Source organism: Pseudomonas sp. LG1D9 (genome assembly GCF_002949995.1).
Taxonomy (GTDB): domain Bacteria; phylum Pseudomonadota; class Gammaproteobacteria; order Pseudomonadales; family Pseudomonadaceae; genus Aquipseudomonas; species Aquipseudomonas proteolytica.
In genome coordinates, this window is record NZ_CP026881.1 from 5,416,654 (window position 1) to 5,442,517 (window position 25,864).

At 57.9% G+C, this 25,864-nt stretch carries 27 protein-coding genes; 14 read left to right on the forward strand and 13 right to left on the reverse strand.

What is annotated here, in order from left to right; genetic code table 11:
* Positions 1-59: 59 nt before the first annotated feature.
* The 5 genes from C5F71_RS25080 to C5F71_RS25095 form a co-directional block, all read right to left on the reverse strand.
* Complete coding sequence (locus C5F71_RS25080) at positions 60-1,124, reverse strand: nitronate monooxygenase family protein (protein WP_104912231.1); 1,065 nt, start codon at positions 1,122-1,124, stop codon at positions 60-62.
* A gap of 70 nt (positions 1,125-1,194) precedes the next feature.
* Positions 1,195-2,271, reverse strand: coding sequence for a bifunctional DNA-binding transcriptional regulator/O6-methylguanine-DNA methyltransferase Ada (gene ada / locus C5F71_RS25085; protein ID WP_104912232.1), 1,077 nt, complete (start codon positions 2,269-2,271; stop codon positions 1,195-1,197).
* A 421-nt stretch (positions 2,272-2,692) separates the two neighbouring features.
* Complete coding sequence (gene alkB, locus C5F71_RS25090; protein ID WP_104912233.1) at positions 2,693-3,361, reverse strand: DNA oxidative demethylase AlkB; 669 nt, start codon at positions 3,359-3,361, stop codon at positions 2,693-2,695.
* A gap of 32 nt (positions 3,362-3,393) precedes the next feature.
* Complete coding sequence (locus tag C5F71_RS29115) at positions 3,394-3,561, reverse strand: hypothetical protein (RefSeq protein ID WP_092236342.1); 168 nt, start codon at positions 3,559-3,561, stop codon at positions 3,394-3,396.
* 26 nt (positions 3,562-3,587) lie between these two features.
* The gene (locus C5F71_RS25095; RefSeq protein ID WP_003173824.1) at positions 3,588-3,890 is read right to left on the reverse strand and encodes a DUF1883 domain-containing protein; all 303 of its coding nucleotides are present in this window, start codon (positions 3,888-3,890) and stop codon (positions 3,588-3,590) included.
* Positions 3,891-4,103: 213 nt separating this feature from the next.
* Here C5F71_RS25095 and C5F71_RS25100 point away from each other — a divergent pair, with 213 nt between their 5' ends.
* The 4 genes from C5F71_RS25100 (at position 4,104) to C5F71_RS25115 (ending at position 6,512) form a co-directional block, all read left to right on the forward strand.
* The gene (locus C5F71_RS25100; RefSeq protein WP_029294633.1) at positions 4,104-4,454 is read left to right on the forward strand and encodes a hypothetical protein; all 351 of its coding nucleotides are present in this window, start codon (positions 4,104-4,106) and stop codon (positions 4,452-4,454) included.
* A 182-nt stretch (positions 4,455-4,636) separates the two neighbouring features.
* Positions 4,637-5,287, forward strand: coding sequence for a c-type cytochrome (locus C5F71_RS25105; RefSeq protein WP_104912234.1), 651 nt, complete (start codon positions 4,637-4,639; stop codon positions 5,285-5,287).
* Positions 5,284-6,207 carry a c-type cytochrome gene (locus C5F71_RS25110; protein ID WP_092236345.1) on the forward strand — a complete coding sequence of 308 codons (924 nt, stop codon included), beginning with the start codon at positions 5,284-5,286 and terminating at the stop codon, positions 6,205-6,207. The genes C5F71_RS25105 and C5F71_RS25110 overlap by 4 nt, the downstream gene beginning before the upstream one ends.
* 74 nt (positions 6,208-6,281) lie before the next feature.
* Positions 6,282-6,512, forward strand: a complete 231-nt coding sequence (locus C5F71_RS25115) for a hypothetical protein (protein WP_029294639.1) — start codon at positions 6,282-6,284, stop codon at positions 6,510-6,512.
* 9 nt (positions 6,513-6,521) lie between these two features.
* Here C5F71_RS25115 and C5F71_RS25120 read toward each other — a convergent pair whose 3' ends face one another.
* Both C5F71_RS25120 and C5F71_RS25125 read right to left on the reverse strand, forming a co-directional pair.
* Positions 6,522-6,803, reverse strand: coding sequence for a hypothetical protein (locus tag C5F71_RS25120; protein WP_029294641.1), 282 nt, complete (start codon positions 6,801-6,803; stop codon positions 6,522-6,524).
* A gap of 145 nt (positions 6,804-6,948) precedes the next feature.
* Entirely contained in the window at positions 6,949-7,134 is a 186-nt protein-coding gene (locus C5F71_RS25125) for a hypothetical protein (RefSeq protein ID WP_029294643.1), read from the reverse strand.
* Positions 7,135-7,443: 309 nt separating this feature from the next.
* Between C5F71_RS25125 and galU the strand changes: the two genes are divergently transcribed.
* Together galU and gorA are read left to right on the forward strand one after the other, a co-directional pair.
* Positions 7,444-8,283, forward strand: coding sequence for a UTP--glucose-1-phosphate uridylyltransferase GalU (galU, locus tag C5F71_RS25130; RefSeq protein ID WP_029294645.1), 840 nt, complete (start codon positions 7,444-7,446; stop codon positions 8,281-8,283).
* 101 nt (positions 8,284-8,384) lie between these two features.
* Positions 8,385-9,743, forward strand: a complete 1,359-nt coding sequence (gorA, locus tag C5F71_RS25135; RefSeq protein WP_104912235.1) for a glutathione-disulfide reductase — start codon at positions 8,385-8,387, stop codon at positions 9,741-9,743.
* Here gorA and C5F71_RS25140 read toward each other — a convergent pair whose 3' ends face one another.
* Positions 9,744-10,751 (reverse strand): DNA-binding protein, encoded by a 1,008-nt coding sequence (locus C5F71_RS25140; RefSeq protein WP_104912236.1) that lies wholly within the window; start codon positions 10,749-10,751, stop codon positions 9,744-9,746. It abuts the gene before it with no gap.
* A 196-nt stretch (positions 10,752-10,947) separates the two neighbouring features.
* Here C5F71_RS25140 and C5F71_RS25145 point away from each other — a divergent pair, with 196 nt between their 5' ends.
* From C5F71_RS25145 to ahpF, 3 genes are all read left to right on the forward strand, one after another.
* Positions 10,948-11,880, forward strand: a complete 933-nt coding sequence (locus tag C5F71_RS25145) for a site-specific integrase (RefSeq protein WP_104912237.1) — start codon at positions 10,948-10,950, stop codon at positions 11,878-11,880.
* A gap of 132 nt (positions 11,881-12,012) precedes the next feature.
* Positions 12,013-12,576 carry an alkyl hydroperoxide reductase subunit C gene (gene ahpC, locus C5F71_RS25150; protein WP_010210361.1) on the forward strand — a complete coding sequence of 188 codons (564 nt, stop codon included), beginning with the start codon at positions 12,013-12,015 and terminating at the stop codon, positions 12,574-12,576.
* A 127-nt stretch (positions 12,577-12,703) separates the two neighbouring features.
* Complete coding sequence (ahpF, locus tag C5F71_RS25155; protein WP_070996290.1) at positions 12,704-14,257, forward strand: alkyl hydroperoxide reductase subunit F; 1,554 nt, start codon at positions 12,704-12,706, stop codon at positions 14,255-14,257.
* 120 nt (positions 14,258-14,377) lie between these two features.
* Here ahpF and gloA read toward each other — a convergent pair whose 3' ends face one another.
* Complete coding sequence (gene gloA / locus C5F71_RS25160; RefSeq protein WP_092236355.1) at positions 14,378-14,899, reverse strand: lactoylglutathione lyase; 522 nt, start codon at positions 14,897-14,899, stop codon at positions 14,378-14,380.
* A 192-nt stretch (positions 14,900-15,091) separates the two neighbouring features.
* Between gloA and C5F71_RS25165 the strand changes: the two genes are divergently transcribed.
* Entirely contained in the window at positions 15,092-15,628 is a 537-nt protein-coding gene (locus C5F71_RS25165) for a DUF4946 domain-containing protein (protein WP_029294661.1), read from the forward strand.
* 198 nt (positions 15,629-15,826) lie between these two features.
* On the opposite strand, the gene C5F71_RS25170 is transcribed toward C5F71_RS25165, so the two are convergent.
* The 3 genes from C5F71_RS25170 to C5F71_RS25180 form a co-directional block, all read right to left on the reverse strand.
* Complete coding sequence (locus C5F71_RS25170; protein ID WP_029294664.1) at positions 15,827-16,192, reverse strand: histone-like nucleoid-structuring protein, MvaT/MvaU family; 366 nt, start codon at positions 16,190-16,192, stop codon at positions 15,827-15,829.
* 198 nt (positions 16,193-16,390) lie between these two features.
* Positions 16,391-17,932, reverse strand: coding sequence for an EAL domain-containing protein (locus C5F71_RS25175; protein ID WP_104912238.1), 1,542 nt, complete (start codon positions 17,930-17,932; stop codon positions 16,391-16,393).
* A gap of 214 nt (positions 17,933-18,146) precedes the next feature.
* On the reverse strand, positions 18,147-19,034 hold the full coding sequence (locus C5F71_RS25180) for a LysR family transcriptional regulator (RefSeq protein WP_104912239.1): 888 nt from the start codon (positions 19,032-19,034) through the stop codon (positions 18,147-18,149).
* A gap of 78 nt (positions 19,035-19,112) precedes the next feature.
* Between C5F71_RS25180 and C5F71_RS25185 the strand changes: the two genes are divergently transcribed.
* Together C5F71_RS25185 and hppD are read left to right on the forward strand one after the other, a co-directional pair.
* The gene (locus C5F71_RS25185; protein WP_104912240.1) at positions 19,113-20,042 is read left to right on the forward strand and encodes a DMT family transporter; all 930 of its coding nucleotides are present in this window, start codon (positions 19,113-19,115) and stop codon (positions 20,040-20,042) included.
* Positions 20,043-20,311: 269 nt separating this feature from the next.
* Positions 20,312-21,388: a 4-hydroxyphenylpyruvate dioxygenase gene (hppD, locus tag C5F71_RS25190; RefSeq protein WP_029294672.1), complete on the forward strand. Its 1,077-nt coding sequence runs from the start codon at positions 20,312-20,314 to the stop codon at positions 21,386-21,388.
* A gap of 47 nt (positions 21,389-21,435) precedes the next feature.
* Here the strand turns inward: hppD and rarD are convergent, their stop codons facing one another.
* Positions 21,436-22,317 (reverse strand): EamA family transporter RarD, encoded by an 882-nt coding sequence (gene rarD, locus C5F71_RS25195; RefSeq protein ID WP_029294674.1) that lies wholly within the window; start codon positions 22,315-22,317, stop codon positions 21,436-21,438.
* A 133-nt stretch (positions 22,318-22,450) separates the two neighbouring features.
* Between rarD and C5F71_RS25200 the strand changes: the two genes are divergently transcribed.
* Together C5F71_RS25200 and C5F71_RS25205 are read left to right on the forward strand one after the other, a co-directional pair.
* The gene (locus tag C5F71_RS25200) at positions 22,451-22,927 is read left to right on the forward strand and encodes an Lrp/AsnC family transcriptional regulator (protein WP_104912241.1); all 477 of its coding nucleotides are present in this window, start codon (positions 22,451-22,453) and stop codon (positions 22,925-22,927) included.
* A 146-nt stretch (positions 22,928-23,073) separates the two neighbouring features.
* Positions 23,074-25,848: a hypothetical protein gene (locus C5F71_RS25205; RefSeq protein ID WP_104912242.1), complete on the forward strand. Its 2,775-nt coding sequence runs from the start codon at positions 23,074-23,076 to the stop codon at positions 25,846-25,848.
* Positions 25,849-25,864 lie beyond the last annotated feature (16 nt).

Below are 25,864 nucleotides of genomic sequence, written 5' to 3' on the forward strand. Positions count from 1 at the left end.
TGTACGTGAATATATAGCGGTTCGCCATCGTCGGTACAGTGCAAAGTTGCCTCAGGGGTCTAGCCCTTGTTGAGTTGTGCCAGCGCCTGGCGGGCCAGCCTCAGGGTCAGCTCGCGTGTTGGCAGGTCCTGGCCCAGGCGCAACGCCTGGCCGGCCCACAGGCTGCTGAAGTCGGCTTCATCCAGGGCGCGCAACGGCATCAACGCACCACCGGCCAAGGGAAACGCCGGGGCTGTGGGGTTAATTGGCCCCAGTTCGTGCATCACCCGATTGACGATCCCTCGCGCCGGGCGGCCGGTGAACAGGTTGGTCAGTGCCGTTTCGCTGGCCGGGGCGCTATGCAGCGCCTGATGGTGGGAGGGCGTGATAGTGGCCTCGGGCGTGAACAGGTAGGCCGTTCCGATCTGCACGGCCGAGGCGCCGAGGGCGAACGCGGCGACGATTCCTCGCGCATCACCGATCCCGCCGGCGGCGATCACCGGCACGTTGACCGCATCCACCACCTGGGGCACCAGGGCCATGGTGCCAATCTGGCTGGTCAGGCGGTCGTTGAGGAACATCCCGCGATGCCCGCCGGCCTCATAGCCCATGGCGATGATTGCATCGCAGCCATGCTGTTCCAGCCATATTGCTTCTTCAACCGTGGTCGCGGACGACAGCACTTTTGCACCGGTGGCCTTGACCCGATCGAGCAGAGACTTTTCCGGCAGGCCGAAGTGGAAACTGACGACTTGCGGGCGAAACTCTTCCACCACTTCACAGGCGGCATCGTCGAACGGTGCGCGATTGGAGACCGGGGTGGGCGCGTCAAAATCGGCGCCCAATTCACGGTAATACGGCTCCAGGATCTGCTTCCACTGGTGATCGCGCTCTGAGTCGGGGACCGGCGGCTGATGGCAGAAGAAATTGACGTTCAGCGGGCGCTCGCTGGCCTGGCGAATAGTGGTCAGGGCCTGGCGCAGTTGATCGATGTTCAAGGTGGCGGCAGGCATGGAGCCCAGGGCGCCGGCCTGGCTTGCGGCGATCACCATCTGCGGGCTGGTGCTGCCGGCCATGGGCGCCTGGATGATCGGCAGTTCAATGCCCAGCAGGTCAAGAATCCGCGTGTCTGGCCAGGTGCTCATGGGGTGCTTCTCCAGTGGATTAACGGTCTGGCCCTTTTAACAGGGGCGGCCCAGGCAAGGCCAGTCTGTATTATTCACTGGACGTCGACGATTGTTCATGCGGGGTGTTGTGTTCACGCTGGAGCAACTGCTGCTTGCGCTCCACGCCCCACCGGTAACCCGAAAGATGGCCATCGCTGCGGACCACGCGGTGACAGGGAATCGCCACGGCCAGGCAATTGGCGCCGCAGGCCTGGGCCACGGCGCGAAATGCCGTGGGTGCGCCGATGCGCTGGGCGATCTCGGCATAGCTGGCCGTGCTGCCTACCGGAATTTCCCGCAAGGCCTGCCAGACCCGCTCCTGGAAGGCGGTGCCGCGCAGGTCCAGGGGCAGGTTCAGGCCCAGGGCCGGAGCTTCGATAAACCCTACTACCTGGGCAATCAACTGTTCAAAGTCGGGGTCGGCGCCGATCACATTGGCCTGGGGGAACTGGTCTTGCAGGTCGCGCGCCAGCTGATCCGGATCATCGCCCAGCAAGATGGCACACACGCCACGATTGCTCTGGGCCACCAGAATTGCGCCCAGCGAACACTCGCCGACAGCGAAGTGAATGTCGTTATGGGTGCCACCGGCCTTGTAGTCGCTGGGCTTCATGCCAAGCAACTGGTTGGCTGACGCGTAGAAGCGGCTGTTGGAGTTGAAGCCTGCATCGTACAGCGCGTCGGTCACCGACTGATTGTCCAGCAGGTGAGCCCTGAGCTTGCGTGAGCGATGGGCGCGGGCGTAGCCCCTCGGCGTCAACCCGGTCAGGGTCTTGAACACCCGATGGAAATGGAACGGGCTCAGGCCGGCGCCGTTGGCCAGGTCCTCCAGGGAGGGCAGCGCCTGGGCCTGTTCGATGTGACGGCAGGCCGCAGCGACCAGGTGCGCATGGCGCTGCGCGACCTGGGTCTGATCGGCCGAGGTACGTTTATTGGGGCGGTAGCCGGCTGCTTCGGCCTGCTGCGGGGTGTCGAAAAACTCGACGTTCTTGCGCAGTGGCTGACGTGCGCTGCTGCTGGGGCGGCAATACACGCCGGTGGTCTTGACCCCGTAGACGAACGTCAGGTCCGCTGTGGCATCGCGGGCGACAATCGCGGCCCAACGCAGGTCATCTTCAGTGGTCATGGCAATGGCTCGACAGCGCAACAGTGGCACCCAGAATAACCGCTGAGGTGGAGTTGGACACTCCGTTACTTGCGGTCGAATTCACCCTGGCAATGACGTTTGCCGTAGCGCGCTCAATGTGGCGAGCGGGCTTGCCCCGCGCTGGGTGGCGAAGCCGCCCCAATAGCCTCACCATGTTCTGCCAGCTACACCGAGGTGGCTGGTTTTAGGGCTGCTGCCGCAGCCCAACGGGGGACAAGCCCCCTTGGCACAGGGTTGCAACTTACGGTGGATCGCAGGCTTCCTGTGGCGAGCGGGCTTGCCCCGCGCTGGGTGGCGAAGCCGCCCCAATAGCCTCACCATGTTCTGTCAGCTACACCGAGGTCGCTGGTTTTGGGGCTGCTGCCGCAGCCCCAAGAGCCCCGCCAAGTTCTACCAAGGGTCAGCCTGCCTTGCGAAACGTCAGGTTGATCCGTTGTGGGCCCATGCGCGGGTGTACGCCGTGTTTGATCGGCAGCACGCCATGAAAGCGCAGACGGTCGACACCGCCCCAGACCACCACATCGCCATGGAACAGGGAAGTTTTCTGGGTCTTGTCACTGCGCTGATGCCCACCAAACAGAAACACCGCCGGCAGCCCCAGGGAGAGCGAGACCACAGGCGCGCTGAAGTCGCGCTCGTTTTTGTCTTGGTGCAGCGACATCCTTGCGCCTGGAACGTAGCGGTTGATCAGGCAGGCGTCCGGGGCAAAGCCCTCGAACCCCGCAGCGGCCGCTGCCGTTGTCGCCAACTCGCGCAGTACGTTCGGCAATGCCGGCCAGGGCTGTTGGCGCTCGGGGTCGATGGGGCTGTAGCGATAGCCTTGGCGGTCAGTGGTCCAGCCCAGGTCACCGCAACTGCTCAGCGCGGCCGACATGGTAAAGCCACCGGGGGTGACCATTTGCCGGAACGGTGACTGGGCCAGTACCGCACGCAACTCCGGTAACAAGCGCTCAAGCCAGGGCAGGGCATAGCCCCTGAGGACGTAAGACTGTTCGCCAATCTGCTCGCGACGGGCCGGCTGCTGCAAGGCCTCGTCGCTGAACAGATCACCGGTGGAATGAGGGTCCATGTTGCACAATCACTCCGTTGCGGGTGAGGATTTTACAGGGCCTTGCTCACAGTGATTTCAGTGATTTGGTCACTGGCATCATGAATCTTGGCCAAGGCCTGCTGGGCTTCTTCGATGCTCGCCGCGTGTAACTGGGCAAATTCGAAGCGGCGCTCGCCGTTGAGTTTGTACTTGATGACGTATTTGGTGGTTTGAGTCACGGTCGTTCCTGTGGCGTGGGGCGCAATCAGCTGAGTTTGGTGCTGGTGCGGCGAACAATGCGGATTTTATGGGACAACGCCGGCTTGCGCGTAACGCTGATGGCACGGCGCGTCACCACGTCCAGGGTAATGTTCCAGAACCCGGTGCTCGGCGCGGTGATCTTGGCCGGGAACTTATCGAATGCACCGCCGTGATAAGTGTGGCGACCGCCGTTTTTGAAGCTGCGAAAATTCGCATCGCTCATCAGACGAATATTGCAGGTCTGCGAGCATTCAATGACGACAATATCCCCTTCGTTCAAGTGTTCGCGCTGGTGGATGAATTTCATGGGGGGTGTCTCCAGAAGGGCTTTTTCTGAAAAATCAGAACGATACGTAGGTTAAGATGGAGTTTATCAGCCCCAGCACGTTTATTATCGGGTCGTCGTCGACGTCTTCGACAATTTAAAACAGTTATTTACCGATATATCAGGGATAAATCCTACGTGGGCGGGAGAAAAATACCATCCCCGCTGTCGTAGGGTCTTTATCGGAGGTTTTGTATGAAGTGGAGTGTATTGGTTCTGGCCCTGGCAATAGGTGGATGTGCTTCGGTTTCAGACATCAAGCAGACACCGCCGACACTGGCGGTTATCTCCGGGAAAAAACCGCAGGAATACGCGGCGTGTGTGGTGCAAAAACTGTCGTCGACCCGTCGTCCGTCGCAGATCGAACCTCACAAGGAAGGTGTGCGGGTGATTGTGCCGCAGAAGTTTTCGGCTGACCCTTCGGCCATTTTTGAAATTGAAGACCGCTCCAGCGGTAGCAGCATCAAGCTCTACGAGAGCATGTCCAATGTGCCGATTCGTCCGGGTGACGTGAAAAAAGCTGCGGAAGACTGCATTTCCGGCTGAGTTCACGGCGCCGCTCATACGCGATCAACTCCGATCAAGAAGCCCGGCCTGCGGTTGCAGTGCCGGGCTTTTTATTGTCCGCAATTTCTTACGCTGCGGTTGTGACTGTCAGCTCATTACCCTACCATTTGTAGGCTTATGCATTGTAGGTCTAAGCATATAACTATAAAAATGGAGTCGTGATGATGTCTGTGGAGAGAGTGTTGATGGGTGGCGCCTTGCTACTCATGCTCGGCAGCGCGCAAGCGCTGGAGGGCAAAAAGATATTCAGTGAAGGTGGCGCGCAGCCTGGCGCTGCCGCGTGCATGGCGTGCCACGGGGCGGATGGCCTGGGGTTGGCTGCTGCGGGGTTTCCCAGGCTGGCGGGGTTGCCAGCGGGTTATTTGAGCAAACAACTGCATGATTTCAGGAGTGGCGCGCGCAGCAACCCGGTGATGACGTCGCTGGCCAAGGCGCTGACCGAGGAAGAAATCGCTGCGGTGAGCCAGACACTGGCGGCGATGCCGGCGCCGGTTGTGCCAGCCGGCCCACGCAGCGCTACCCCCACCAATCCTGCCGAAAAACTGGCGCTGCAAGGTGCCTGGGAGCGGCAGATCCCCGCGTGTGTCAGTTGCCATGGCCCGTCGGGTGTGGGGGTGGGTGAGGCGTTCCCGCCGTTGTCAGGGCAATCTGCGGCTTATCTGGCTGCTCAGCTCAATGCCTGGCGCAGTGGCACCCGCCACAATGATCCCAATGACCTGATGGGGCATGTGGCCAAATCCCTGACTGATGACGAAGTGCAGGGGATCGCAAACTATTTCGCCTCCTTGCCTGGCCAGGAGGTCAAACCATGAAGAAGCTGTCATTTGCACCCGTGTTTGTCGCGTTGATCAGTGCGCCTGCCTGGGCGGCACCGATTGCCATGGAAGATCAGTCGCAACTGAAGGTGCCCGCTGCGGTGCCTGCCGCCACGGCGTTCCAGCCGCCTCAGGAAAGCGAATTGCCCGACAACGCCTACGGCAAGCTGGTGATGCAGGGCTATGCGTTGTTCGTCGATACCAAGCGCCTGGCGCCACAGTTCGTCGGCAACGGCCTTAACTGCAGCAACTGCCACCTGGATCAGGGACGTTTGGCCAATTCGGCGCCGCTGTGGGGTGCCTACCCGATGTACCCCGCGTACCGAAAAAAGAACGACAAGGTCAACACGTTCGCCGAACGTCTGCAGGGCTGTTTCCAGTTCAGCATGAACGGCGGCAAGCCTCCGGCAGCCGACAGTCACGAGATTACCGCGCTGTCGACGTATGCCTACTGGCTGGCGAGCAAGGCACCCTTGGGCGTGGAGCTGCCGGGGCGCGGCTATCCCGAGGTGCCACAGCCGGCCAAAGGCTACAACCTGGCGCAAGGTGCCGAGGTGTACAAGGCGCAGTGTGCGGTGTGCCATGGCGCCGAGGGGCAGGGGCAGAAGGTGGGCGACAACTACGTGATGCCACCGTTGTGGGGTAAGGATTCCTACAACTGGGGCGCCGGTATGCATCGGATCAACACGGCGGCTTCTTTTATCAAGCACAACATGCCGCTGGGTAAGGGTGGGAGCTTGACCGACCAGCAGGCCTGGGACGTGGCAGCCTACGTCAATCGCCATGAGCGCCCACAGGACCCGCGACTGGTGGACGGCTCCGTGGAGAAAACCCGCGTCAAGTTTCACGCCAATGATGGGGTGAATCTGTACGGGCAAACGGTCGATGGCGTGCTGATTGGCCAAGGCATCCGTTAAACTACTGCCTGAACACAAAAAATGCCGCTCAAACCCCGGGGTTTGAGCGGCATTGTCATTCTGGAAAACCAATTATGAAGCGTGAACGTGTCAAAGAGCGGCATGCAGAGGGTCACATCTCTGCGACCCATGTGATTCAAAATCCGGCCAATTCAGGGGAGTGGATCGTGTTTTTCAAGAAAAGCGGCGGGCGCAGCTTTTTCCTGGTGGATGATCATGATGAGGTCGAATCGTTTGAGAAGCTGGATGACCTGATCGACACCATCCGCGGCCTTGGTATCAAGTTCGCTGAGATTCACATGTAAGCGCCCGGTTTACTTGCAGACCACTACCACACTGCGGCCCTTGAAGTTGCCCACATCGGCGCCCAGGGTCTTGTCGCTGTCCTTCAAGGCTGGCGTGCCTTCGGTGCCGACGATACGGTATCCGGTACCCGCGCAAGAGGCGTCGGCCTTCTCGTAGCAACTGGCCCAGGAGTTGGCCTCGCCTGAACAATCAATGGTCAGGCCTTGTTCGCCGTTTTTCAGGTAAATGTCGGAAGTGGTGGTGCAGCCGGCGAGCGCCAGTACCGAGATCAGTGCCAGAATCTTGTTCATGTAAGGTTCGTCGTTGAGAAATGTTAAGGGGCGCGCAGACACTGTCGTGGGGCGTTTTCAGCGAGATTATAGCCAACGGCCATCAAGGTACAGACAATCACAAAAAAGCCCCGTTCACCGGGGCTTCTTGCGCAATCGCAAGGGCTTATTTGCCCTTTGGTCGTTTGCTCGACGCGTGGCCGGCCTCATCCACAAACACTTCGGCTACTGCAATCGCCTGGCTTTCGGTAGCGAATGCCCCGGCAACGCTGTCGCCATGAAAATTGATCAGGTGCCAGCCGTCTGCTCGCTTGGTGATCAGGTAGCCGTTTACGCCTTTTGGTTCTGACATCTATTAACAATCTCGTGGTCTGGTTCAAGCGAGTAATGATAGCGCCAAATGCCATGGGGGCGCGCAAGTTGTTGCAGGTCAGTGCCGAACCCCCTAAAGCGTGCTAAAAAGAATACGGCCCTTTGAAATCGGGGGGGTGGGATGTTTTTCCGCCGCCATTGGGTTCGCTTGTTTGCACACGGGCGGAACTAACGCCGACATTTTTTCTCTATGTTGACATCGCAACGCCAGCAGCGCCCATTGTAAGGTCGCTGCGGCCTGATTAGACTGCGCCGAATTTCGTACGCACAGCCCTTATTAAGGACTTATATGATCAAGAAATGCTTGTTCCCAGCAGCCGGTTACGGCACTCGCTTCCTGCCAGCGACCAAGGCCATGCCTAAAGAAATGCTGCCGGTGGTAAACAAGCCACTGATCCAGTACGGCGTCGAAGAGGCACTGGATGCCGGCCTGAACGAAATCTCCATCGTTACCGGTCGTGGCAAGCGCGCCCTGGAAGACCACTTCGACATCAGCTATGAGCTGGAAAACCAGATCAAGGGCACCGACAAGGAAAAATACCTGGTTGGTATCCGCAAGCTGCTCGACGAGTGTTCGTTCTCCTACACTCGCCAAACCCAGATGAAAGGCCTGGGTCACGCCATCCTTACTGGTCGCCCACTGATCGGTGACGAGCCGTTCGCCGTTGTCCTGGCGGACGACCTGTGCGTCAACCTGGAAGGCGACGGCGTCTTGACCCAGATGGTCAAGCTGTACCAGAAGTACCGCTGCACCATCGTTGCGGTGCAGGAAGTCGATCCTTCGGAAACCAACAAGTACGGCGTGATCGCTGGCGACGACATTGGCGATGGCCTGATCCGTGTACGCGACATGGTCGAGAAGCCGGCGCCGGAAGATGCCCCGTCGAACCTGGCGATCATCGGTCGCTACATCCTGACCCCGGATATCTTCAAGCTGATCGAAGAAACCGAGCCAGGCAAGGGCGGCGAAATCCAGATCACCGACGCCTTGTTGAAGCAGGCCAAGGACGGTTGCGTGATTGCCTACAAGTTCAAGGGCCGTCGTTTTGACTGCGGTGGCGCTGAAGGCTACATCGAGGCGACCAACTTCTGCTACGAGCACTTCTACAAGACTGGCAAGGCTTACTGATTTAAGCATTGCCTGTTGAACCTCAAGAAAGCCACCTTCGGGTGGCTTTCTGGTTTTTTGGGCGCAAGCGGGTATCCTGATGCCCTGCCGAGGAGAGTGAAATGGCCTACGATTTTGATCTGTATGTAATTGGCGCCGGTTCCGGCGGTGTGCGAGCGGCGCGGTTTGCCGCCGGGTTTGGCGCAAAGGTGGCCGTGGCGGAAAGCCGCTACTTGGGCGGGACTTGCGTCAACGTAGGCTGCGTGCCGAAAAAGCTGCTGGTCTACGGTGCGCACTATGCCGAAGACTTCGAGCAGGCCAGCGGTTTTGGCTGGTCCCTGGGCGAGGCGAGCTTTGATTGGGCGACACTGATCGCCAACAAGGATCGCGAAATCAATCGCCTCAACGGCATCTACCGTAACCTGCTGGTCAACAGTGGTGTGACCCTGCACGAAGGCCATGCGCGCCTGACCGGGCCCAACGAGGTCGAGATCAACGGCCAGCGTTTCACTGCCAAAAACATCCTGATCGCCACCGGCGGCTGGCCGCAGATTCCCGAAATTCCAGGGCATGAGCACGCCATTGGCTCCAACGAGGCGTTCTTCCTTAAAGAGCTGCCCAAGCGAGTGCTGGTGGTTGGCGGTGGTTACATCGCGGTGGAGTTCGCCGGGATTTTCCAAGGCTTGGGCGCACAGACGTCGCTGCTGTATCGCGGTGATCTGTTCCTGCGAGGGTTCGATGGTGCGGTGCGCAAGCACTTGCAGGAAGAGCTGACCAAACGCGGCCTGGACCTGCAATTCAACGCCGACATCGCGCGTATCGACAAGCAGGCCGATGGCAGCCTCAAGGCCACCTTGAAAGACGGTCGTGTGCTGGAGGCTGATTGTGTGTTCTACGCCACCGGTCGGCGCCCGATGCTGGATAACCTGGGCCTGGAGCACACAGGGGTCAAACTGGACAAGCGTGGTTTTGTCGAGGTCGACGAGTTGTACCAGACTGCCGAGCCTTCGATCCTGGCCATTGGTGACGTGATTGGTCGCGTGCAACTGACTCCGGTGGCACTGGCCGAAGGCATGGCCGTGGCGCGTCGCCTGTTCAAGCCTGAGCAGTATCGCCCGGTGGACTACGCGATGATTCCTACGGCGGTGTTCAGCCTGCCGAATATCGGCACCGTGGGCCTGAGCGAAGAACAAGCCCGGGCCGATGGGCATAACGTGCAGATCTTCGAAAGCCGCTTCCGGCCAATGAAGTTGACACTGACCGAATGCCAGGAGCGTACGCTGATGAAGCTAGTGGTGGACGCCGACACCGACAAGGTGCTGGGCTGCCACATGGTCGGGCCGGATGCGGGCGAGATCGTCCAGGGCCTGGCGATCGCCCTCAAGGCGGGGGCGACCAAGCAGCATTTCGACGAGACCATCGGCGTGCATCCTACGGCGGCGGAAGAATTCGTCACCATGCGCACACCAGTGGCTGACTGATCAGCTTTCGGTTGCTGCCTCTGGCGCCGTTGCAACGACGGTGGCCAGGCGCAGCGCCTCGATGGTGGCCTGGGCCTTGATCAGGTCCAGTTCCAGGGTTTTGTGAGTGTGTTGTTGTTCGGCAAGTGCCTCCTGGCGTGACTGGCTGTCCAGCATGGCAACCCGCAGACGCTCCTGGAGCAGGGTGCGTTCGCTATCAATCAGGCTCACCTGTTCGCTTAACTTGAGCTGCTGGGCCTGATCTTTGCGGCTTTGTTCCTGCAAGGCGGTCAATTCCTTGGCCGTGACTCGGTGCTCGATCAATAGCCGCTCATTATCACGATGCAACTGGGTGATTTCATCCTGGCGCACCATGGCGCTCTGCTGTGCCTGGCGCAACTCGGCCTGGAGCTGCTGCAACTGGCCTTCGTGGCGGCGTTGTTCCTGCTCGCGCTGGTCTTTGATCGCGTTGCGGTAGTGCTCAAGGGCGTCGCGCGCGTGCAGGTGTTTTTCTTCCAGCGAACGAATCTGTTCGTCCTTATCCGAAATCCGCAGCTCGTAATCGCTGCACGCCTGGCTTAGCCCGGCGTTGCGGGTTTGCTCGGTCTGCAAACTGGTGCTGGCGGTTTGCAGGGCGGCGCTTTCTTCGGCGAGGGCGGCGGCCTGGATATCGAATTGCTGCTGGAGTTGGCTGCGCGCCGCTTCAAGCGCTTCTACCTGGGCGAGCAGGGCGCTTTTGTGCTGTTCGAACTGCGCCAGCGCCAGGTCGATGGGCTCCTGGGCTTTCTCTTTGAGGCGCTGGGCCAGGCGTGCGACCAGTTCGCCAAGCTCATCGTCGATGGGCGCTTCGGTGATGGTGAGGCGGGTTTCGCTCTCGTCCAGCTCCTTCAAATAGCGGTGGATGGTGGTTTTCGAGCCGGTATTGCCCATCTCGATGCGTACGGCGTCGATGCTGGGGTTTTCGCCACGGGCGAGGATTGCCAGGCGTGCCGTTTGAACTACTGCTTTATTGATGCCGCCGCGAGCCATGGGTTCTCCGTCGATTTGATACTGTGGTATGTACTATGTAGATACATACCATATCACAAATTAAAATACGTTTGAATTCATGATTTTACACATGGGATATTGGCGTATTATCCCTTGTCAGCGGTTGCCGGCCCCCATCCGAGCCCAGCACCCGTACACCAACCCTTGTAGGAGCCGGCTTGCCGGCGATAGCGGTATGAGTGAATTAGATCGTTACCTGAACGCCGCCACCCGCGATAACACCCGCCGCAGCTATCGCGCTGCCATCGAACACTTTGAAGTGAGTTGGGGCGGCTTCCTGCCGGCCACCAGCGACAGTGTGGCGCGATACCTGGTGGCCCATGCCGGGGTGCTCGCGGTCAATACGTTGAAGCTGCGGCTTTCGGCGCTGGCGCAATGGCACACCAGCCAGGGCTTTGCAGACCCCACCAAGGCGCCGGTGGTGCGCAAAGTGCTCAAGGGCATCCGCGCTTTGCATCCCGCCCAGGAAAAACAGGCCGAACCCTTGCAGCTCCAGCATCTGGAGCAGGTGGTCAGTTACCTGGCGGGTGAAGCTGAGCAGGCGCGGGCAGAGGACGACCGACCGCGCTGGCTGCGCGCCAAGCGCGATGGGGCATTGATCCTGCTGGGCTTTTGGCGCGGCTTTCGCAGTGATGAGTTGTGTCGGCTGCAGATCGAGCACGTGCAGGCGGTGCCGGGAGCGGGCATCACCTTGTACTTGCCACGCAGCAAGAGTGATCGCGAAAACCTCGGTAAGACCTATCAAGCCCCGGCGCTTCTGCGCCTGTGCCCGGTGCAGGCCTATAGCGAATGGCTGAGCGCCTCGGCCCTGGTGCGCGGCCCAGTGTTTCGCGGGATCGATCGCTGGGGCAACCTGGGCGAGGAGGGGTTGCATGCCAATAGCGTGATCCCATTGCTGCGCCAGGCCCTTGAGCGAGCAGGCATTGCCGCCGAGCAATACACCAGCCACTCCCTGCGCCGTGGCTTTGCCACCTGGGCCCATCGCAGCGGTTGGGATTTGAAGTCGTTGATGACGTATGTCGGCTGGAAGGACATGAAGTCAGCCATGCGCTATGTTGAAGCGACGCCCTTTCTTGGCATGACGTTGGCCCGCGATCCGCTGCTTTAAGATTTCTTCTATTAATACAGTTGGTTGATAGCCAAAACCAATCGGCAGCATCAGGTTTGCCAATGAGCCATCGGCAATGAGACTGGGTAGGATTCACCCATCAACTTACTAACCCCTGACGGAGAGTCAACGATGCCTATCATCAACAGCCAAGTAAAACCGTTCAAAGCGACCGCTTACAAAAACGGCAACTTCGTAGACGTGTCGGACGCTGACCTGAAAGGCAAGTGGTCTGTCGTATTCTTCTACCCAGCCGACTTCACTTTCGTCTGCCCAACCGAACTGGAAGACCTGGCTGACAACTACGCCGAATTCCAGAAACTGGGCGTCGAGATCTACAGCGTTTCCACCGACACCCACTTTGCCCACGCTGCCTGGCACAACACCTCGCCAGCCATCGGCAAGATCCAGTACACCATGATCGGCGACCCGACACTGACCATCTCCCGCAACTTCGACGTGCTGATCGAAGAAGCTGGCCTGGCAGACCGCGGCACTTTCGTGATCAACCCGGAAGGCCAGATCAAGATCGTTGAACTGAACGACGGCGGTGTTGGCCGTGACGCTTCCGAGCTGCTGCGCAAAATCAAGGCTGCCCAGTACGTCGCTGCCCACCCAGGCGAAGTGTGCCCAGCCAAGTGGAAAGAAGGCGAGGCCACCCTGGCTCCGTCCCTGGACCTGGTCGGCAAGATCTAAGTCTGTGATGTATCAAGGGCGGATTACCGCACCTAAGTAAGCTGCATCCGCCCTCAAAACGCCCGGGCGAGATTCGCTCGGGCGTTTTTTTGTCTGCAATAAACCGAATTAATAGGAAATCGCCCGTATGTTGGACGCCAATCTTAAAGCTCAGTTGAAGTCATACCTGGAACGGGTCACCCAGCCGATCGAGATCGTCGCCTCCCTCGACGACGGTGCGAAATCCCAGGAAATGCTTGCCCTTTTGCAGGACGTAACCAGCCTCACTACGCTGATTACCCTGAACACCGATGGTAACGACGGGCGCAAGCCATCGTTCTCCATCAACCGCCCGGGTGCCGATATCAGCCTGCGTTTTGCCGGCATCCCCATGGGCCATGAATTCACTTCGTTGGTGCTGGCCCTGTTGCAAGTCGGTGGCCACCCTTCGAAGGCCAGTGTCGAAGTGATTGAACAGATTCGTAGCCTTAAAGGTGAGTTCAACTTCGAGACTTACTTCTCGCTGTCCTGCCAGAACTGCCCGGACGTGGTCCAGGCGCTGAACCTGATGGCCGTACTCAACCCGAACATCCGCCACGTTGCTATCGACGGCGCGCTGTTCCAGGCTGAAGTCGACGAGCGTCAGGTCATGGCGGTCCCTAGCGTCTACCTTAACGGTGTGAACTTCGGCCAGGGTCGCATGGGCCTGGAAGAAATCCTCGCCAAGCTTGACACCAGCGGTATCGAAAAAGCAGCCGAGAAAATCAGCGCCAAAGACGCTTTTGATGTGTTGGTCGTTGGTGGTGGCCCAGCCGGTTCAGCGGCGGCCATCTACGCTGCGCGTAAAGGCATCCGTACCGGTGTAGCCGCCGAGCGTTTTGGTGGGCAGGTGCTGGACACCATGTCCATCGAGAACTTTATCTCGGTGCAGGAAACCGAAGGCCCGAAACTGGCCAGCGCCCTGGAAGCCCACGTGCGTCAGTACGACGTGGATATCATGAACCTGCAGCGTGCCAGCAGCTTGATCCCGGCGAAAAATCCCGGCGAACTGCACGAAATTCGCTTTGAAAGTGGCGCGACTCTCAAGTCCAAGACCGTGATCCTGGCGACCGGTGCGCGCTGGCGCGAAATGGGTGTGCCGGGCGAGCAGGAATACAAGGCCAAGGGCGTGTGCTTCTGCCCGCACTGCGATGGTCCGCTGTTCAAGGGCAAGCGTGTGGCGGTGATTGGCGGCGGTAACTCTGGCGTTGAAGCGGCCATCGACTTGGCCGGTATTGTCAGCCACGTGACCTTGCTCGAGTTCGACAGCAAGTTGCGCGCCGACGCCGTGTTGCAGCGCAAGCTCTACAGCCTGCCGAACGTTGACGTGATCACCAGTGCGTTGACCAGTGAGGTCAAGGGTGATGGCCAGAAAGTCACCGGCCTGGCCTACAAGGATCGCGATACCGGCGAGTTCAAGACCATCGACCTGGAAGGCATCTTTGTGCAGATCGGTTTGCTGCCCAACACCGATTGGCTCAAGGGCACCGTGGAGCTGTCGCCCCGTGGTGAGATCATTGTCGATGCCCGTGGCGAGACTTCACTGCCAGGCGTATTTGCCGCCGGTGACGTAACGACCGTGCCGTACAAGCAGATCGTGATTGCCGTGGGTGAGGGCGCCAAGGCTTCCCTGAGTGCTTTTGATCACCTGATCCGAGCGTAAGGCCTGAAACTAAAAAACCCATGAGCGATCATGGGTTTTTTTTGGGTGTTGCTTTTGTGGGAGCTGGTTGGCCTGGGATGCAATCGCCGGCAAGCCTGCTCCTACAGGGTATGCGCCCGTTTACAGCGGTGCTGGCTGGATGATCTCGACCCAGTAAGCATCCGGGTCCTTGATAAACGCCAGGCTTTTCATGCGGCCATCCGTCAGGCGTTTCTGGAAATCACAGCCCAACGCTTCAAACCGCTCACAGGCCGCAACGATATCCGGCACCGAAATGCAGATATGGCCAAAGCCACGTGGGTCGGTGTTGCCATTGTGGTAGGAGAAATCGGCATCGTTTTCGGTGCCGTGGTTGTGGGTCAGTTCCAGGATGCCTGGGATAGACTTCATCCACTGGGTGCGCGCGGCGGCATCGGCCGGGATTTGCGCCTTGTCGACCAGGGCGAGGAAGTACAGGCTGAATTCGGCTTCCGGGAAGTCGCGTTTCTCAACCAGGGAGAAACCCAGGACGCGGGTATAGAAGTCCAGCGACTTGGTGATGTCCTTGACCCGCAGCATGGTGTGGTTGAACACGAAGTTCGAAGTGGCGGTGTCGGGTTGGGCGGTGACGCCCGGGAAGGTGTTCAATTCGTGCAGGCTCATGGGCCCTCCAGAAAAAATGGGGCAGGCGCAGCTCGTGGATTGAGCGGCCCTTTGGCTTGCGGCAGATCTGTGCAGCGAAACCATGATACGCAAGCTGCGCCGGCCGCGCCAAATGAAAAACTCACGCGGGCCTTGCGAGCGGCCCATGGTCAGGCTCAAACTTTGCGGCTTGAACTTCGAGTGTTTTTTGCAATGAGCCGATTGAGCAAACCATTGTTGACCACCTTTTGCCTGATCTTCGGTTGTACACCTGTATTGGCGGCCGAGCCCGAAATTCATTGGCCCAGCGGCTGGCAGGTGGAGGAGGTTGTCGCGGATGCCGATACGCCGGCCAAGCCGTCAACGGTTTCCCGTCAGCGCGCGATAAAGAACGATGAAAATGGCGAGACGCTGATGGTCATGGAGCTGACGGGCACGCCGATCGAGCCAGGGCATGTGGTCAATCTGCAAGGTGTATTGCTGGAGATGCGCAAGTCCATCCAGAAGGACTTTGCCCGCAGTGGTTATCAAAGTGTCTGCAACAAGATGCACGCGACTACCTTAAGTCATCTTGAAGCGCTGGAAACTACCTGCGTGATTACCGAGAACGGTCGGCATGTGCTCTCGCAAACACTGGTGGGCGCTATTGATACGAATAAGGCCTATGTTTTTTCATACGCCGGACAAGCGCAGGCTTATGAGTCGAGCAAAGACGAAGTCAGCGCGGTGCGTGCAAGCCTGAAACTTTGATCGGTGATGGCTAGATGGCTGACATGGTTGCGTGAGAAAAAACACATAACTATGGGGCCGTAGCGTAGAGCCACGGGTCGCTGAATGTGTACGAAGTGGAATGTATTTAGAAGTTCACTTGCGAAAGCGGCAGGTCGTGAAAATCGCAGCGCACAAAAAAAGCCCCGCATCTGCGGGGCTTTTATTAGTGCGTCAGTATTAGCCGCGCAACCAGGAATCTACAGTGGCTGCGCCGTACTGTTCTTTCCAGGCCTTCAAGCCGCGGTGGTTGCCGCCCTTGGTTTCAATCAGTTCGCCAGTGTGTGGGTTGTGATACACCTTGACTACACGTGCGCGACGGGTTTTAGGGGCAGCGGCCACCTGAATCCCCGATTTGCCCGGGTTTGGATCAAGGATGGAAATGATGTCGCGCAGGCTCTTGCCGTAGGTTTTCATCAGCCCTTGAAGCTTTTCTTCAAATTCGATTTCTTTCTTCAAACCAGCGTCGTTCTTCAGGGATTCCAGCTGGGCGAGCTGTTCTTGAAGGGCTTTTTCTGCTGCGCGAAATTCGGCGAGTCTGGACAAAATCTTTACTCCAATAGTGTATTTGGCTGATACCAACTGTAAACAAAGCTATAAGCCAAGAGCCTCAGCATGACTCGGTAAATGTGGCTCTCCTGCCAATTCGGCGCAGGCAGGAAAAATTGTAGTAGTTAATGAGTCACGAGTAAATCATGTCTTTTGTATAAATAACAATATTTCACAATGATGCTAGATCGATATTCAAGCGCCACGCAAAGATTGAATGAATGCGTCAAACGGCACTGGGCGGCCAAACAGGTAACCCTGCAAAAAGTCCACGCCTTGTGCCGCCAGATAATCGCACTGCTCTTGGGTTTCCACGCCTTCGGCGACGATGCCCAAGTCAAGCTTGCCCGATAACTCGATGATGCTGTCGAGTATATGCCGCGATAAAGCATCGGCTCCGATCATCGCCACGAAGCTTTGATCAATCTTCAAGTAGTCAACATTGAAGTTGCGCAAGTAACCGAGGCTGGAGTGCCCAGTGCCGAAGTCATCAATGGCGATCATCACCCCCAGTTCGTGCAAGGCCTGGAACAACTGGCGGGTGACGTCGGTGGGCTCGATCAGTTCGCGCTCGGTCAGCTCCAGGGTCAACAGGACCTGGCCCGGCTTGAAGGCTGCGAGGAACTCCCGGCAATCCTGCACCAACTCCAGGTCCTGGCAATGCCGGGCGGTGATATTGATGCCCACGTGGAAGTTCTCGCCCAGGCGGTCGGCATGGGGCGCCAGTTGTGTGGCAACCTGGCGCATCAGCGCGCGGGTCATGGGCACGATCAGCCCGGAGTGCTCGGCCAGGGGGATAAACAGGTCCGGGCGTACCAGGCCTTCCTTTGGATGCTGCCAGCGCATCAGCACTTCACAGCCGGCCCATTGCAGGCTGTCGCCGCGAACCACTGGTTGGTAGTACGGCACGAATTCATTGGCGCCCAGGGCCCGCTGCAGTTCATGGGTGGGGGCCGAAGAGCGTTTTTGCAGCCAGTGCGCGAGCGCGCCTGCCAGCACCCCGAAAAACACCACCAGGCTGAACAAGGCCGGGTAGCGCGCCTCCATGTAACGCCACACTTCACCTTCGGGCATCCCGGCTTCCACGCTGTAGGCATAACGCTGGGAACCGAGTTGGTGATGGGCCACGGCAAAGACCGGCGGCGCGCTGGTGTGGACTTGGCCGTCGCTGCCCAACCAATTGGGCCCCACCTGCAACACGAGGTCGGCGTAACGGCTGATCAGGCGCAGGGCATTAGTCAGGTGATAGCCGTCAATCGAGGCAAACGCCGCCTTGTCACCTTCCACCAGCCGGTACACCAGCAGCGCGGTATTGGGCGTGACCGGGTTGCCATTCATCAGCCACAGGCGGCCATTGACGTAGTCGTCGGGGTTGACCGCCGAGACACGATCGCCGCCAAACAACGACGTGCAATAAATAGTTTTTTGCCAGGACAATGTGGTTGCGCGCACGAACGGGCGCCGCGTGACTTGCTCGCGCAGCGCCAGTTGCGCTGCGTTGTCACAGTCCTTGCCGGCCAGTGGCAGCAGTTCCTGGGCGGCGAGTGCGGTGTTATCGAGCATCAGGTCGAATTGGCGCACGGCCTCAATGGCTGTGTGCTCGGTGCTTTGCTCCAGGGTGCGTTGTGCCTGCACATACAGGATGAGCACACCCAGCAGAATCGGCAGCAGGCCGCACAGTATGGAGATCGAGTAACGGGCAGCGCGTTTGCGCGGGCCTTTGAGGGTAAGTGGCATGTATGCAGCCTGTAGCAGAATGAGGGAGACGCCTGGTAACGGCTACAGGCAATACGTCGGATATCTGGAGGATAGTTGGCCTCTGGAAATTAGCATCTGCCGCACGTTGATCTAGCCACTTGACTCGCTGTGCGTGTGGGTAGCTTTGCCAAACCTTGCAACACATTTTGACGGGGAAAGGCTGTCTGGTCTATTGCGTCACTGCTTGGATGAGTCACCGCCCTGACAAAAAATCAGCGGTCACGCTCTGCGCCATCTGGATAAATGCCAGGGTTGCCGGAGACGACTGGCGCCGGTCCAGCACCGCCAAACCGATTTGCCGCGCCACCCTGGGCGCTAATGGCCGCTGCACGTAGCGTGGCTGATCGTCCTGGGGCAGCGAGGCCTGGGCCACTACGCTCACGCCCGCACCCCGGCTGACGGTGTCCAGGGTGCTGAGCAGCTGCGAACAGCGGTAGCGCACGTTGGGTTTGAGCCGGGCACTGTGGAATAAGCGCTCTACCAACTCTGAAGAGCCGGCCTCGGTCAGGACAAACGGGTCGTGACACAAGTCCTTGAGCTTTACGCTGGCCTGGTGGGCGAGGGCATGCCCTATGGGCAGCAGGGCGACCATCTGGTCTTCGAACAGCGCAAAGGTGTCCAGGCGCTCCTGTTCCAACACCACAAAACCCACGTCGATGCGTCGCTCTTCCAGCCATTGCAGCACTTGACGGTCGGGGCCCTCATCCACATGCACCTCGATTCCCGGGTGCGCCTGGCGAAAGTGTTCAAGGATCCTGGGCAGCAGGTGAATGGACGCGGTTGGCCCGAAGGAGCCGATGCGCAGCGTCCCGCTTTTCATGCCTCGAGCATCGGCTGCTTCCTGTTGCAAGGTACTGGCCAGCCCCAGCATCGCCCGCGCCCTCAACAGCAATTGCTGGCCGATATCGCTGAGTTCGACCCGTGACTGCTGGCGACGGAACAGTTCCACCCCCAGTTCCTGCTCCAAAGACTTGATGGCATGGGACACCGCCGACTGGCTGATGCCCAACCGATGGGCGGCGCTGGTGAAACCCTGCAGTTGTGCCACCAGCGAGAAAATTTCCAATTGTGTGAGGGTCATGAGGTTTTGCTCATTTTACGATGACTTGGCATTAGGAAAAGAATACGCCAATCAGCCTGCCAGATACCCAGGATCCTTATGCTCAGTTCAACCTTTGTGCTTGCTGGCGACCGTCTGACCTACGCCAAGCTCGCGGCCGTCACCATGATCTGGGGCGGCACTTTTGTTGCCGGCCGATTTCTCGCCGCGGATCTGGATCCGCTGCTGACGGCCAGCCTGCGCTTTATCCTGGCCAGCCTGGCGTTACTGCTGTTCATGGCCTTTGCCCGGATCCCCCTGGCGTGCCCTGCGCCTGCGCAAATGGTGCGGTTGGTGCTGTTGGGCTTTTTCGGGATCTTCTTCTACAACCTATGTTTCTTCTATGGCCTGCATTTTATCAATGCCTCGCGCGCCTCCTTGATTGTGGCCCTCAACCCGGCGGTGATTGGCCTGGCGTCATGCTGGTGGTTCAAGGAGCGGTTGGGGCGCCGCCAAGTGCTAGGCATCGCGCTGTGCCTGGGGGGCGCCGCGTGTGTGATTGTCAGCCGCAACCCATTGCTGTTGCAGGGCAGGGCAGATGCGTGGATCGGCGACCTGTTGATTTTTGGCTGTGTGCTGAGTTGGGGCGTGTATTCCCTGGGTTCACGCACGCTGAACCATAGCCTTGGCCCCTTGCAGACGGTGACCTGGTCGGTGCTGCTGGGCACCTTGATGCTGTGCCTCGCCACCCTGGTGACTGGCCGGTTGACCGTGCAAGCGCTGGATACCATCCATTGGCCGCATCTGTTGGGCCTGCTTTACCTCGGCGTATTGGGTTCGGCCCTGGCCTACATCGGTTATTACGACGGTATCCGGCGTATCGGCGCGACCCGCGCCGGTGTGTTTATCGCCCTCAACCCGCTGACGGCCGTGGTGTGTGGCGCGTTGCTGCTCGACGAGCAACTGAGCACTGCGATGTGCTTCGGTGGGGCGTTGATCCTGCTGGGCATCTACCTGGGCAATAAACCCCTTGCGCCCGCCAGGGCATAGGGATTTGATAAGGAATACGGACAAAGCTGTTTACGCTGTGTAGAATCGGTTTACGCATACAAGAATAAGCGCCTGTTTCCATGCAGGCCTCGTCCGTCAGAGACGCCCGTAAGAGAATGATCCAACCATGAAGCTACTCGGGTTCCAACTCATCTACGGTGACTTCCTCGCCCGCAGCGTGCGGGGCATTTCCTGTGCGCCACCTACCTACCTCATCCTTGCTGGCAATTAATTTACTTAATTCTAAAAAGATGATGAGGCGCCAAATCATGGCAGATCTATACGAAAACCCAATGGGCCTGATGGGCTTTGAATTCATTGAATTCGCATCGCCGACCCCGGGCACCCTGGAACCGATCTTCGAGATCATGGGTTTCACCAAGGTTGCGACCCACCGCTCGAAAAACGTGCACCTGTACCGCCAGGGCGCGATCAACCTGATCCTCAACAACGAGCCCAACAGCATCGCTTCGTACTTTGCCGCCGAGCATGGTCCGTCGGTGTGTGGCATGGCGTTCCGCGTCAAGGACTCGCAACAGGCTTACACCCGCGCCCTGGAACTTGGCGCCCAGCCGATCCATATCGAAACCGGCCCGATGGAACTCAACCTGCCGGCCATCAAGGGCATCGGCGGCGCGCCGCTGTACCTGATCGACCGTTTCGGCGAAGGCAGCTCGATCTACGATATCGACTTCGTGTTTATCGACGGTGTGGACCGCAACCCGGTGGGCGCAGGCCTGAAGGTTATCGACCACCTGACCCACAACGTCTATCGCGGGCGCATGGTCTACTGGGCCAATTTCTACGAGAAGCTGTTCAACTTCCGTGAAGCGCGCTACTTCGACATCAAGGGTGAATACACCGGCCTGACCTCCAAGGCCATGAGCGCCCCGGATGGCATGATCCGCATCCCGTTGAACGAAGAATCGTCCAAGGGAGCAGGCCAGATCGAAGAGTTCCTGATGCAGTTCAACGGTGAAGGCATCCAGCACGTAGCCTTCCTCACCGAAGACCTGGTCAAGACCTGGGACGCGTTGAAGAAGATCGGCATGCGCTTCATGACCGCGCCGCCAGACACCTACTACGAAATGCTCGAAGGCCGCCTGCCAAACCACGGCGAACCGGTAGACCAATTGCAGGCCCGGGGTATTTTGCTGGACGGCTCGTCCGTGGCCGGCGACAAGCGCCTGCTGCTGCAGATCTTCTCGGAAACCTTGATGGGCCCGGTGTTCTTCGAGTTCATCCAGCGCAAAGGGGATGACGGCTTTGGCGAAGGCAACTTCAAGGCCCTGTTCGAATCCATCGAACGTGACCAGGTTCGTCGCGGCGTACTGACCACCGACTGACAGGGCTTTTTGTAGGAGCGAGCAAGCTCGCTCCTACAGTTATTGGGTCAGGCTCTACGCTGCCGCATCAGGTGCTTGAACCCTTCAAACACCAACACCATCACTGCCAGCCAGATCGGGATATAGGTCAACCACTCACCCGGCCCGATACTTTCCCCCAGCAGCAGCGCCACCCCCAGCAACAGCACCGGCTCCACATAGCTGAGCAGGCCGAACAGGCTGAACGCCAACAGGCGGCTGGCGATGATGTAGCACACCAGCGCCGAAGCACTGATCAGCCCGAGCATCGGGATCAACCCATATAAGCCTTTGTGTGCATCCAGCACGGCGAAGCCCTGCTCGCCACTTTGGACAAACCACAGCGCCACCGGCAGCATCAGCGCCATATCCAGCCACAGGCCGCCCAAGTGGTCGGTCGCCAAGCGTTTGCGCAGCACGAAGTAGATCGGATAACCGATGATCACCAGCAGCGTCGCCCAGGAGAAGCCGCCCACCTGGTACAACTCGTTAAGCACGCCAATCGCCGCCAACACCACCGCGATCAGTTGCAGCCGCGAGAGCTTTTCGCCATACACCAGGCGCCCGGTGAGGACCATGGTCAGTGGCAGCAAGAAGTAGCCCAGGGAGACATCCAGGCTGCGGCCATTGAGCGGTGCCCACATAAACAGCCACAACTGCACCCCCAGCAGCACCGACGACAGCACAATCCCACCGATCAACTGTGGTTTGCCCGCAAGCAAACGCAGCAACTCCCACACGTGGCGCCACTCACCGCTGACCACCATGAACACCGTCATGCACGGCACGGTCAGCAACATGCGCCAACCGAAAATCTCCAGGCCACTCAAGGGCGTGAGCAGTGATGTGAAGTAATACATCACGGCAAACAGCACCGAGGCCGCTACCGATAAAACAACGCCTTTAGACACGCAGTCCTCGCCAAACCGATTCAAACAAAAGAGGGGGTAATTTCAGGTGGGAATATATTGCTTTTGAGGTGAGACGTTTGCTCTGTTTTACGGCATCTTATGGGAAATTTTCTCACGTCCAAGGTTCGCCAGCATGCCCGTCAGCCCTCCACCGCCCCTGGATGATTTCGACCGCGCGATTCTCAAGCACCTGCAACGGGACAACACCACCGCGCTGCGGGTGATTGGCGAGCAGGTCAACCTGTCGACCGCAGCGGTACAGCGGCGCATCAAACGCATGGAGCAGAGCGGGGCGATCAGCGCGAATACGGCGGTGGTCAATCAGGACGCGGTGGGCAAGCCGATCACGATCCTGGTGGAAGTGCACGCCGAGCGCACCCATATCGAAGACCTCGACGTGCTCAAGGCGCAGATGTCGATCCCCGAGGTGCAGCAGTGCTATTACGTTACCGGCGATGCGGACTTTATGCTGGTGGTCGTGGTGGAAACCATGAAGGCCTACGAAACCCTGGCGCGCACGCTGTTTTACGAGAACCGTAATATCAAATGGTTTCGCAGCATCGTGGTGATGGACCGGGTCAAGGTCAGTCTGGATGTGCCGCTGGGCTAAGCGGTTCATCGGGCCCCGTGAAAACTTGGTAACACTTTGTCATCCATCATCTGGAACAAATTTGTAGGCAACATTCACATACATCGGTAATCCAGGCTGTGCGTCTCACGTGAGCCAGGGAAAACTCCGTCAAAAGAAGATGACTGATGATGAAAACCGATGTGAATAGCTTGCCATCTACGCGGTATCCAACTCTTCCTCCTGAGGATACGCGTGCAGTTCAAGACGGGGGGAGGCGCGACCTGCGTTCTGTCGGCTCGTCGGCATCGGCGGTGGGCCCGGCAGGACAGCCTCAAGCGGCGAGCGAAGATGCTGGGGATGGGTTAACCAAAACCTCCGCAGTTTGGGTGAATTACCAGCACGGTATCAATCTTGCCGAAATGATTGAACCGGGGTCTTCCAAGCGGATGACTCGGGAGCAGTTGATCGCTTATCCCGGCAAAATGAGTGCTGAGGCTACGACGCCAGGGCAGGAGGCGCTGATTGCGTCGACAAGAATTGCACCTGCGTTGGATTGGGCCGTGGCGAATGGCATTCTTGCGAAAAAAAACGACTACTCAAAAGATGATATTCACAAAGCAGCGTCGGCGCTCGATTTACATCTGGAGGAGATGGCAAAGTCCATTACCAGTCTTACGACTCCAATGCCTATGCGCAAAAATTACTTTACCGGGACGCAGTGGGTGTCGCCCATCGCTGGGCACAACGATCCGGATAATAAGAAGTACCCAACCGCCCTCTATGACGACAAGAGGTTTGCTGACGACTTCAAGGCTGATCTTGCAAACAAAAAAAAGGCTTACGGTGTTCTTATAAAACAACTGATTTCGACGTTGAGCCCGGAAGACCGGATCGCCATAGAGCATGGTGCGGTAAGCACTTATGCGCTGAAGCCCCCCGGGGACAAAGACGACCTGGAACGTGGAAGTTTTTTGATTAAAGCAGTGTATAAGGGAAAAACAACGATCTATGAAATTGACCCTGCGCGCGGCATTGCACGCAAGCATAATAATTATGCTGGCGTTTTCAATGGGAGTAGTGCGATTGGGCAAAAAAAACTTGAAGACGGCAGTTATTCCAAAGAGTTTTCTGTGTGGGACAAGCCAAGTCTACAGGGCGCTCAGTATCAACCTAGGGTTGATAGCCAGTCCGATCTTCGGCCGAATAACGAGGTTTTTCATGCGAAGCTCTATACGTTAGAGCCTCTTGGCAAGTTTTCCGATGCCGAGCCCAGTTCAGGCGAACAAGCCACGCCGCAAACCTTATCCTCCAAGCGATCCAATGACATTGCAAATAATATCTCGGAGAAGTTGTTTTATGCTAAAGATCTGGATCTGCTGTATATGGCAGAAGAGGATCCCGAACGTGTAACCCAGGCCGAAAAAGACGATAGGAAAAATTATAAGGAACTCAGTGCGTCCAGGGGTAAGCGTCGAGAGTTCCTGAAGGGATTTGTTCCCCTTTGGCACGGCATTGAGGCCATCATTGCAGGCCGCCCCATAGAGGGCGTTGCCAAGATATGGGTAGACCTGCTTTCTTTCACGTTGCCTGTCGGAGAAGTGGCGTCCAGTTTGAGCAAAGGGGCTGTTCGGGCCGTGAAATCGGCGTTTCCTCCGCTTTCCACCTTTACAAAAAAGATGCTTGGTTTTACTCGCAGTCCTGGCGTTTCGGGAGTTAAATGGGAGGGCGGTGTGCAGGGGATTAAATGGGCGGGGAACGCGGCCGATGATATTGGCAAGGGAGTCAAGCAGTTCAGACTCAATACGGCTCCGTTATCCAGGAGTGACGCGGGGATACGTGAGATAGAGTTTAATGGCAGCAAATATTTTGCTGCTGATAAACCGGATGCCGGGGACGGGACGCACTACCTGCTACGGGTGCCAGACCCAAAAGATCCATCGAAACTGGTAAGCAGCAGCACTGTCGCTAAGCCTAATGAAGCCGGTGTCTGGGAAGCAAGAGTTGGCTCGTCTTCTACACCTTCCAGTCAGAACAGAATTGACGGATGGAAAGAATATTTATTAGGAGAAAGCTCGCAGCCCGTAGATCCATTTATTAACGATAAGTTCAGAGTTAAAATGGATAATGCAAAATACGGTCCTGATAGTGCAAGTTATGAGCGAGGTTACAACAGCGGAAGCCCGGACAGTATCAGTGGTTACTATAAAGGCATGAAAAGTTATCAGATCAAAGAGCTCGCTTTGAAGCCCGAGCGAACCTCCGAACAAATAGGTGTCTTGGTCAGGGTTCTGGAAAAACGTAAGGCGGGTAAAAGTCTTGAGGATTTTTTACATTTTAAAAGTGAGGTCGAGGCTGCAGGCGGTACCGCTAAGGGAATGCCACAAAATCTTTACCTGTCAGAAGTTGATGTGTTAAGTAATGGTGAGTGTGCTGCCCTCTCGAATAGTATGGCCCTGGCTATATCTCAGGGGAAAGAAGATGTGCTGATTGCTAACTTATATAAGGCTACAGCTGCGTCAAAAGATCCCAAGATCCTGAATTTCAGAAAGAATCTTAGCACGCTGCATGATAATGTCGCTTACAGTTTTCATGGCAGTCAACCGGTTAAGAGGATGACCTACAAGGATATTATCGGAGAGCTGGGCAGTGCCACGGCGACCACCACATTTAAGATAAGTGATAAGGGGCATGGCGTTATTGCCGGGGTGATTGTAGAAAATAATAATAAAAGTTTCTTTTTTTACGATCCGAATTTCGGGCTGGCCAAGTTTCCAACTCAGCAGGCTATGGAGAAAGCATTAGAGAGCCTGCTCAACAGCGGAAAAGTGGGGAGTACATTCAAACCTTTTGGTGCCGATCGCGCGATGCCTGAGTATGACGTCAGTGTCTTTAGTGACTCGGACTTCTATGTGCAGAGCGGGAGCATCAACCCAAACAGCTTTTTCGATCAGCCCCTATAGCGCTCGACTGTCAGTC

Bases quoted from the DNA above. Each gene is read 5' to 3' on its own strand.
- C5F71_RS25080 (WP_104912231.1), bottom strand. From the start codon at position 1,124: ATGAGCACCTGGCCAGACACGCGGATTCTTGACCTGCTGGGCATTGAA.
- ada (WP_104912232.1), bottom strand. From the start codon at position 2,271: ATGACCACTGAAGATGACCTGCGTTGGGCCGCGATTGTCGCCCGCGAT.
- alkB (WP_104912233.1), bottom strand. From the start codon at position 3,361: ATGGACCCTCATTCCACCGGTGATCTGTTCAGCGACGAGGCCTTGCAG.
- C5F71_RS25095 (WP_003173824.1), bottom strand. From the start codon at position 3,890: ATGAAATTCATCCACCAGCGCGAACACTTGAACGAAGGGGATATTGTC.
- C5F71_RS25100 (WP_029294633.1), top strand. From the start codon at position 4,104: ATGAAGTGGAGTGTATTGGTTCTGGCCCTGGCAATAGGTGGATGTGCT.
- C5F71_RS25105 (WP_104912234.1), top strand. From the start codon at position 4,637: ATGATGTCTGTGGAGAGAGTGTTGATGGGTGGCGCCTTGCTACTCATG.
- C5F71_RS25110 (WP_092236345.1), top strand. From the start codon at position 5,284: ATGAAGAAGCTGTCATTTGCACCCGTGTTTGTCGCGTTGATCAGTGCG.
- C5F71_RS25115 (WP_029294639.1), top strand. From the start codon at position 6,282: ATGAAGCGTGAACGTGTCAAAGAGCGGCATGCAGAGGGTCACATCTCT.
- C5F71_RS25120 (WP_029294641.1), bottom strand. From the start codon at position 6,803: ATGAACAAGATTCTGGCACTGATCTCGGTACTGGCGCTCGCCGGCTGC.
- C5F71_RS25125 (WP_029294643.1), bottom strand. From the start codon at position 7,134: ATGTCAGAACCAAAAGGCGTAAACGGCTACCTGATCACCAAGCGAGCA.
- galU (WP_029294645.1), top strand. From the start codon at position 7,444: ATGATCAAGAAATGCTTGTTCCCAGCAGCCGGTTACGGCACTCGCTTC.
- gorA (WP_104912235.1), top strand. From the start codon at position 8,385: ATGGCCTACGATTTTGATCTGTATGTAATTGGCGCCGGTTCCGGCGGT.
- C5F71_RS25140 (WP_104912236.1), bottom strand. From the start codon at position 10,751: ATGGCTCGCGGCGGCATCAATAAAGCAGTAGTTCAAACGGCACGCCTG.
- C5F71_RS25145 (WP_104912237.1), top strand. From the start codon at position 10,948: ATGAGTGAATTAGATCGTTACCTGAACGCCGCCACCCGCGATAACACC.
- ahpC (WP_010210361.1), top strand. From the start codon at position 12,013: ATGCCTATCATCAACAGCCAAGTAAAACCGTTCAAAGCGACCGCTTAC.
- ahpF (WP_070996290.1), top strand. From the start codon at position 12,704: ATGTTGGACGCCAATCTTAAAGCTCAGTTGAAGTCATACCTGGAACGG.
- gloA (WP_092236355.1), bottom strand. From the start codon at position 14,899: ATGAGCCTGCACGAATTGAACACCTTCCCGGGCGTCACCGCCCAACCC.
- C5F71_RS25165 (WP_029294661.1), top strand. From the start codon at position 15,092: ATGAGCCGATTGAGCAAACCATTGTTGACCACCTTTTGCCTGATCTTC.
- C5F71_RS25175 (WP_104912238.1), bottom strand. From the start codon at position 17,932: ATGCCACTTACCCTCAAAGGCCCGCGCAAACGCGCTGCCCGTTACTCG.
- C5F71_RS25180 (WP_104912239.1), bottom strand. From the start codon at position 19,034: ATGACCCTCACACAATTGGAAATTTTCTCGCTGGTGGCACAACTGCAG.
- C5F71_RS25185 (WP_104912240.1), top strand. From the start codon at position 19,113: ATGCTCAGTTCAACCTTTGTGCTTGCTGGCGACCGTCTGACCTACGCC.
- hppD (WP_029294672.1), top strand. From the start codon at position 20,312: ATGGCAGATCTATACGAAAACCCAATGGGCCTGATGGGCTTTGAATTC.
- C5F71_RS25200 (WP_104912241.1), top strand. From the start codon at position 22,451: ATGCCCGTCAGCCCTCCACCGCCCCTGGATGATTTCGACCGCGCGATT.
- C5F71_RS25205 (WP_104912242.1), top strand. From the start codon at position 23,074: ATGATGAAAACCGATGTGAATAGCTTGCCATCTACGCGGTATCCAACT.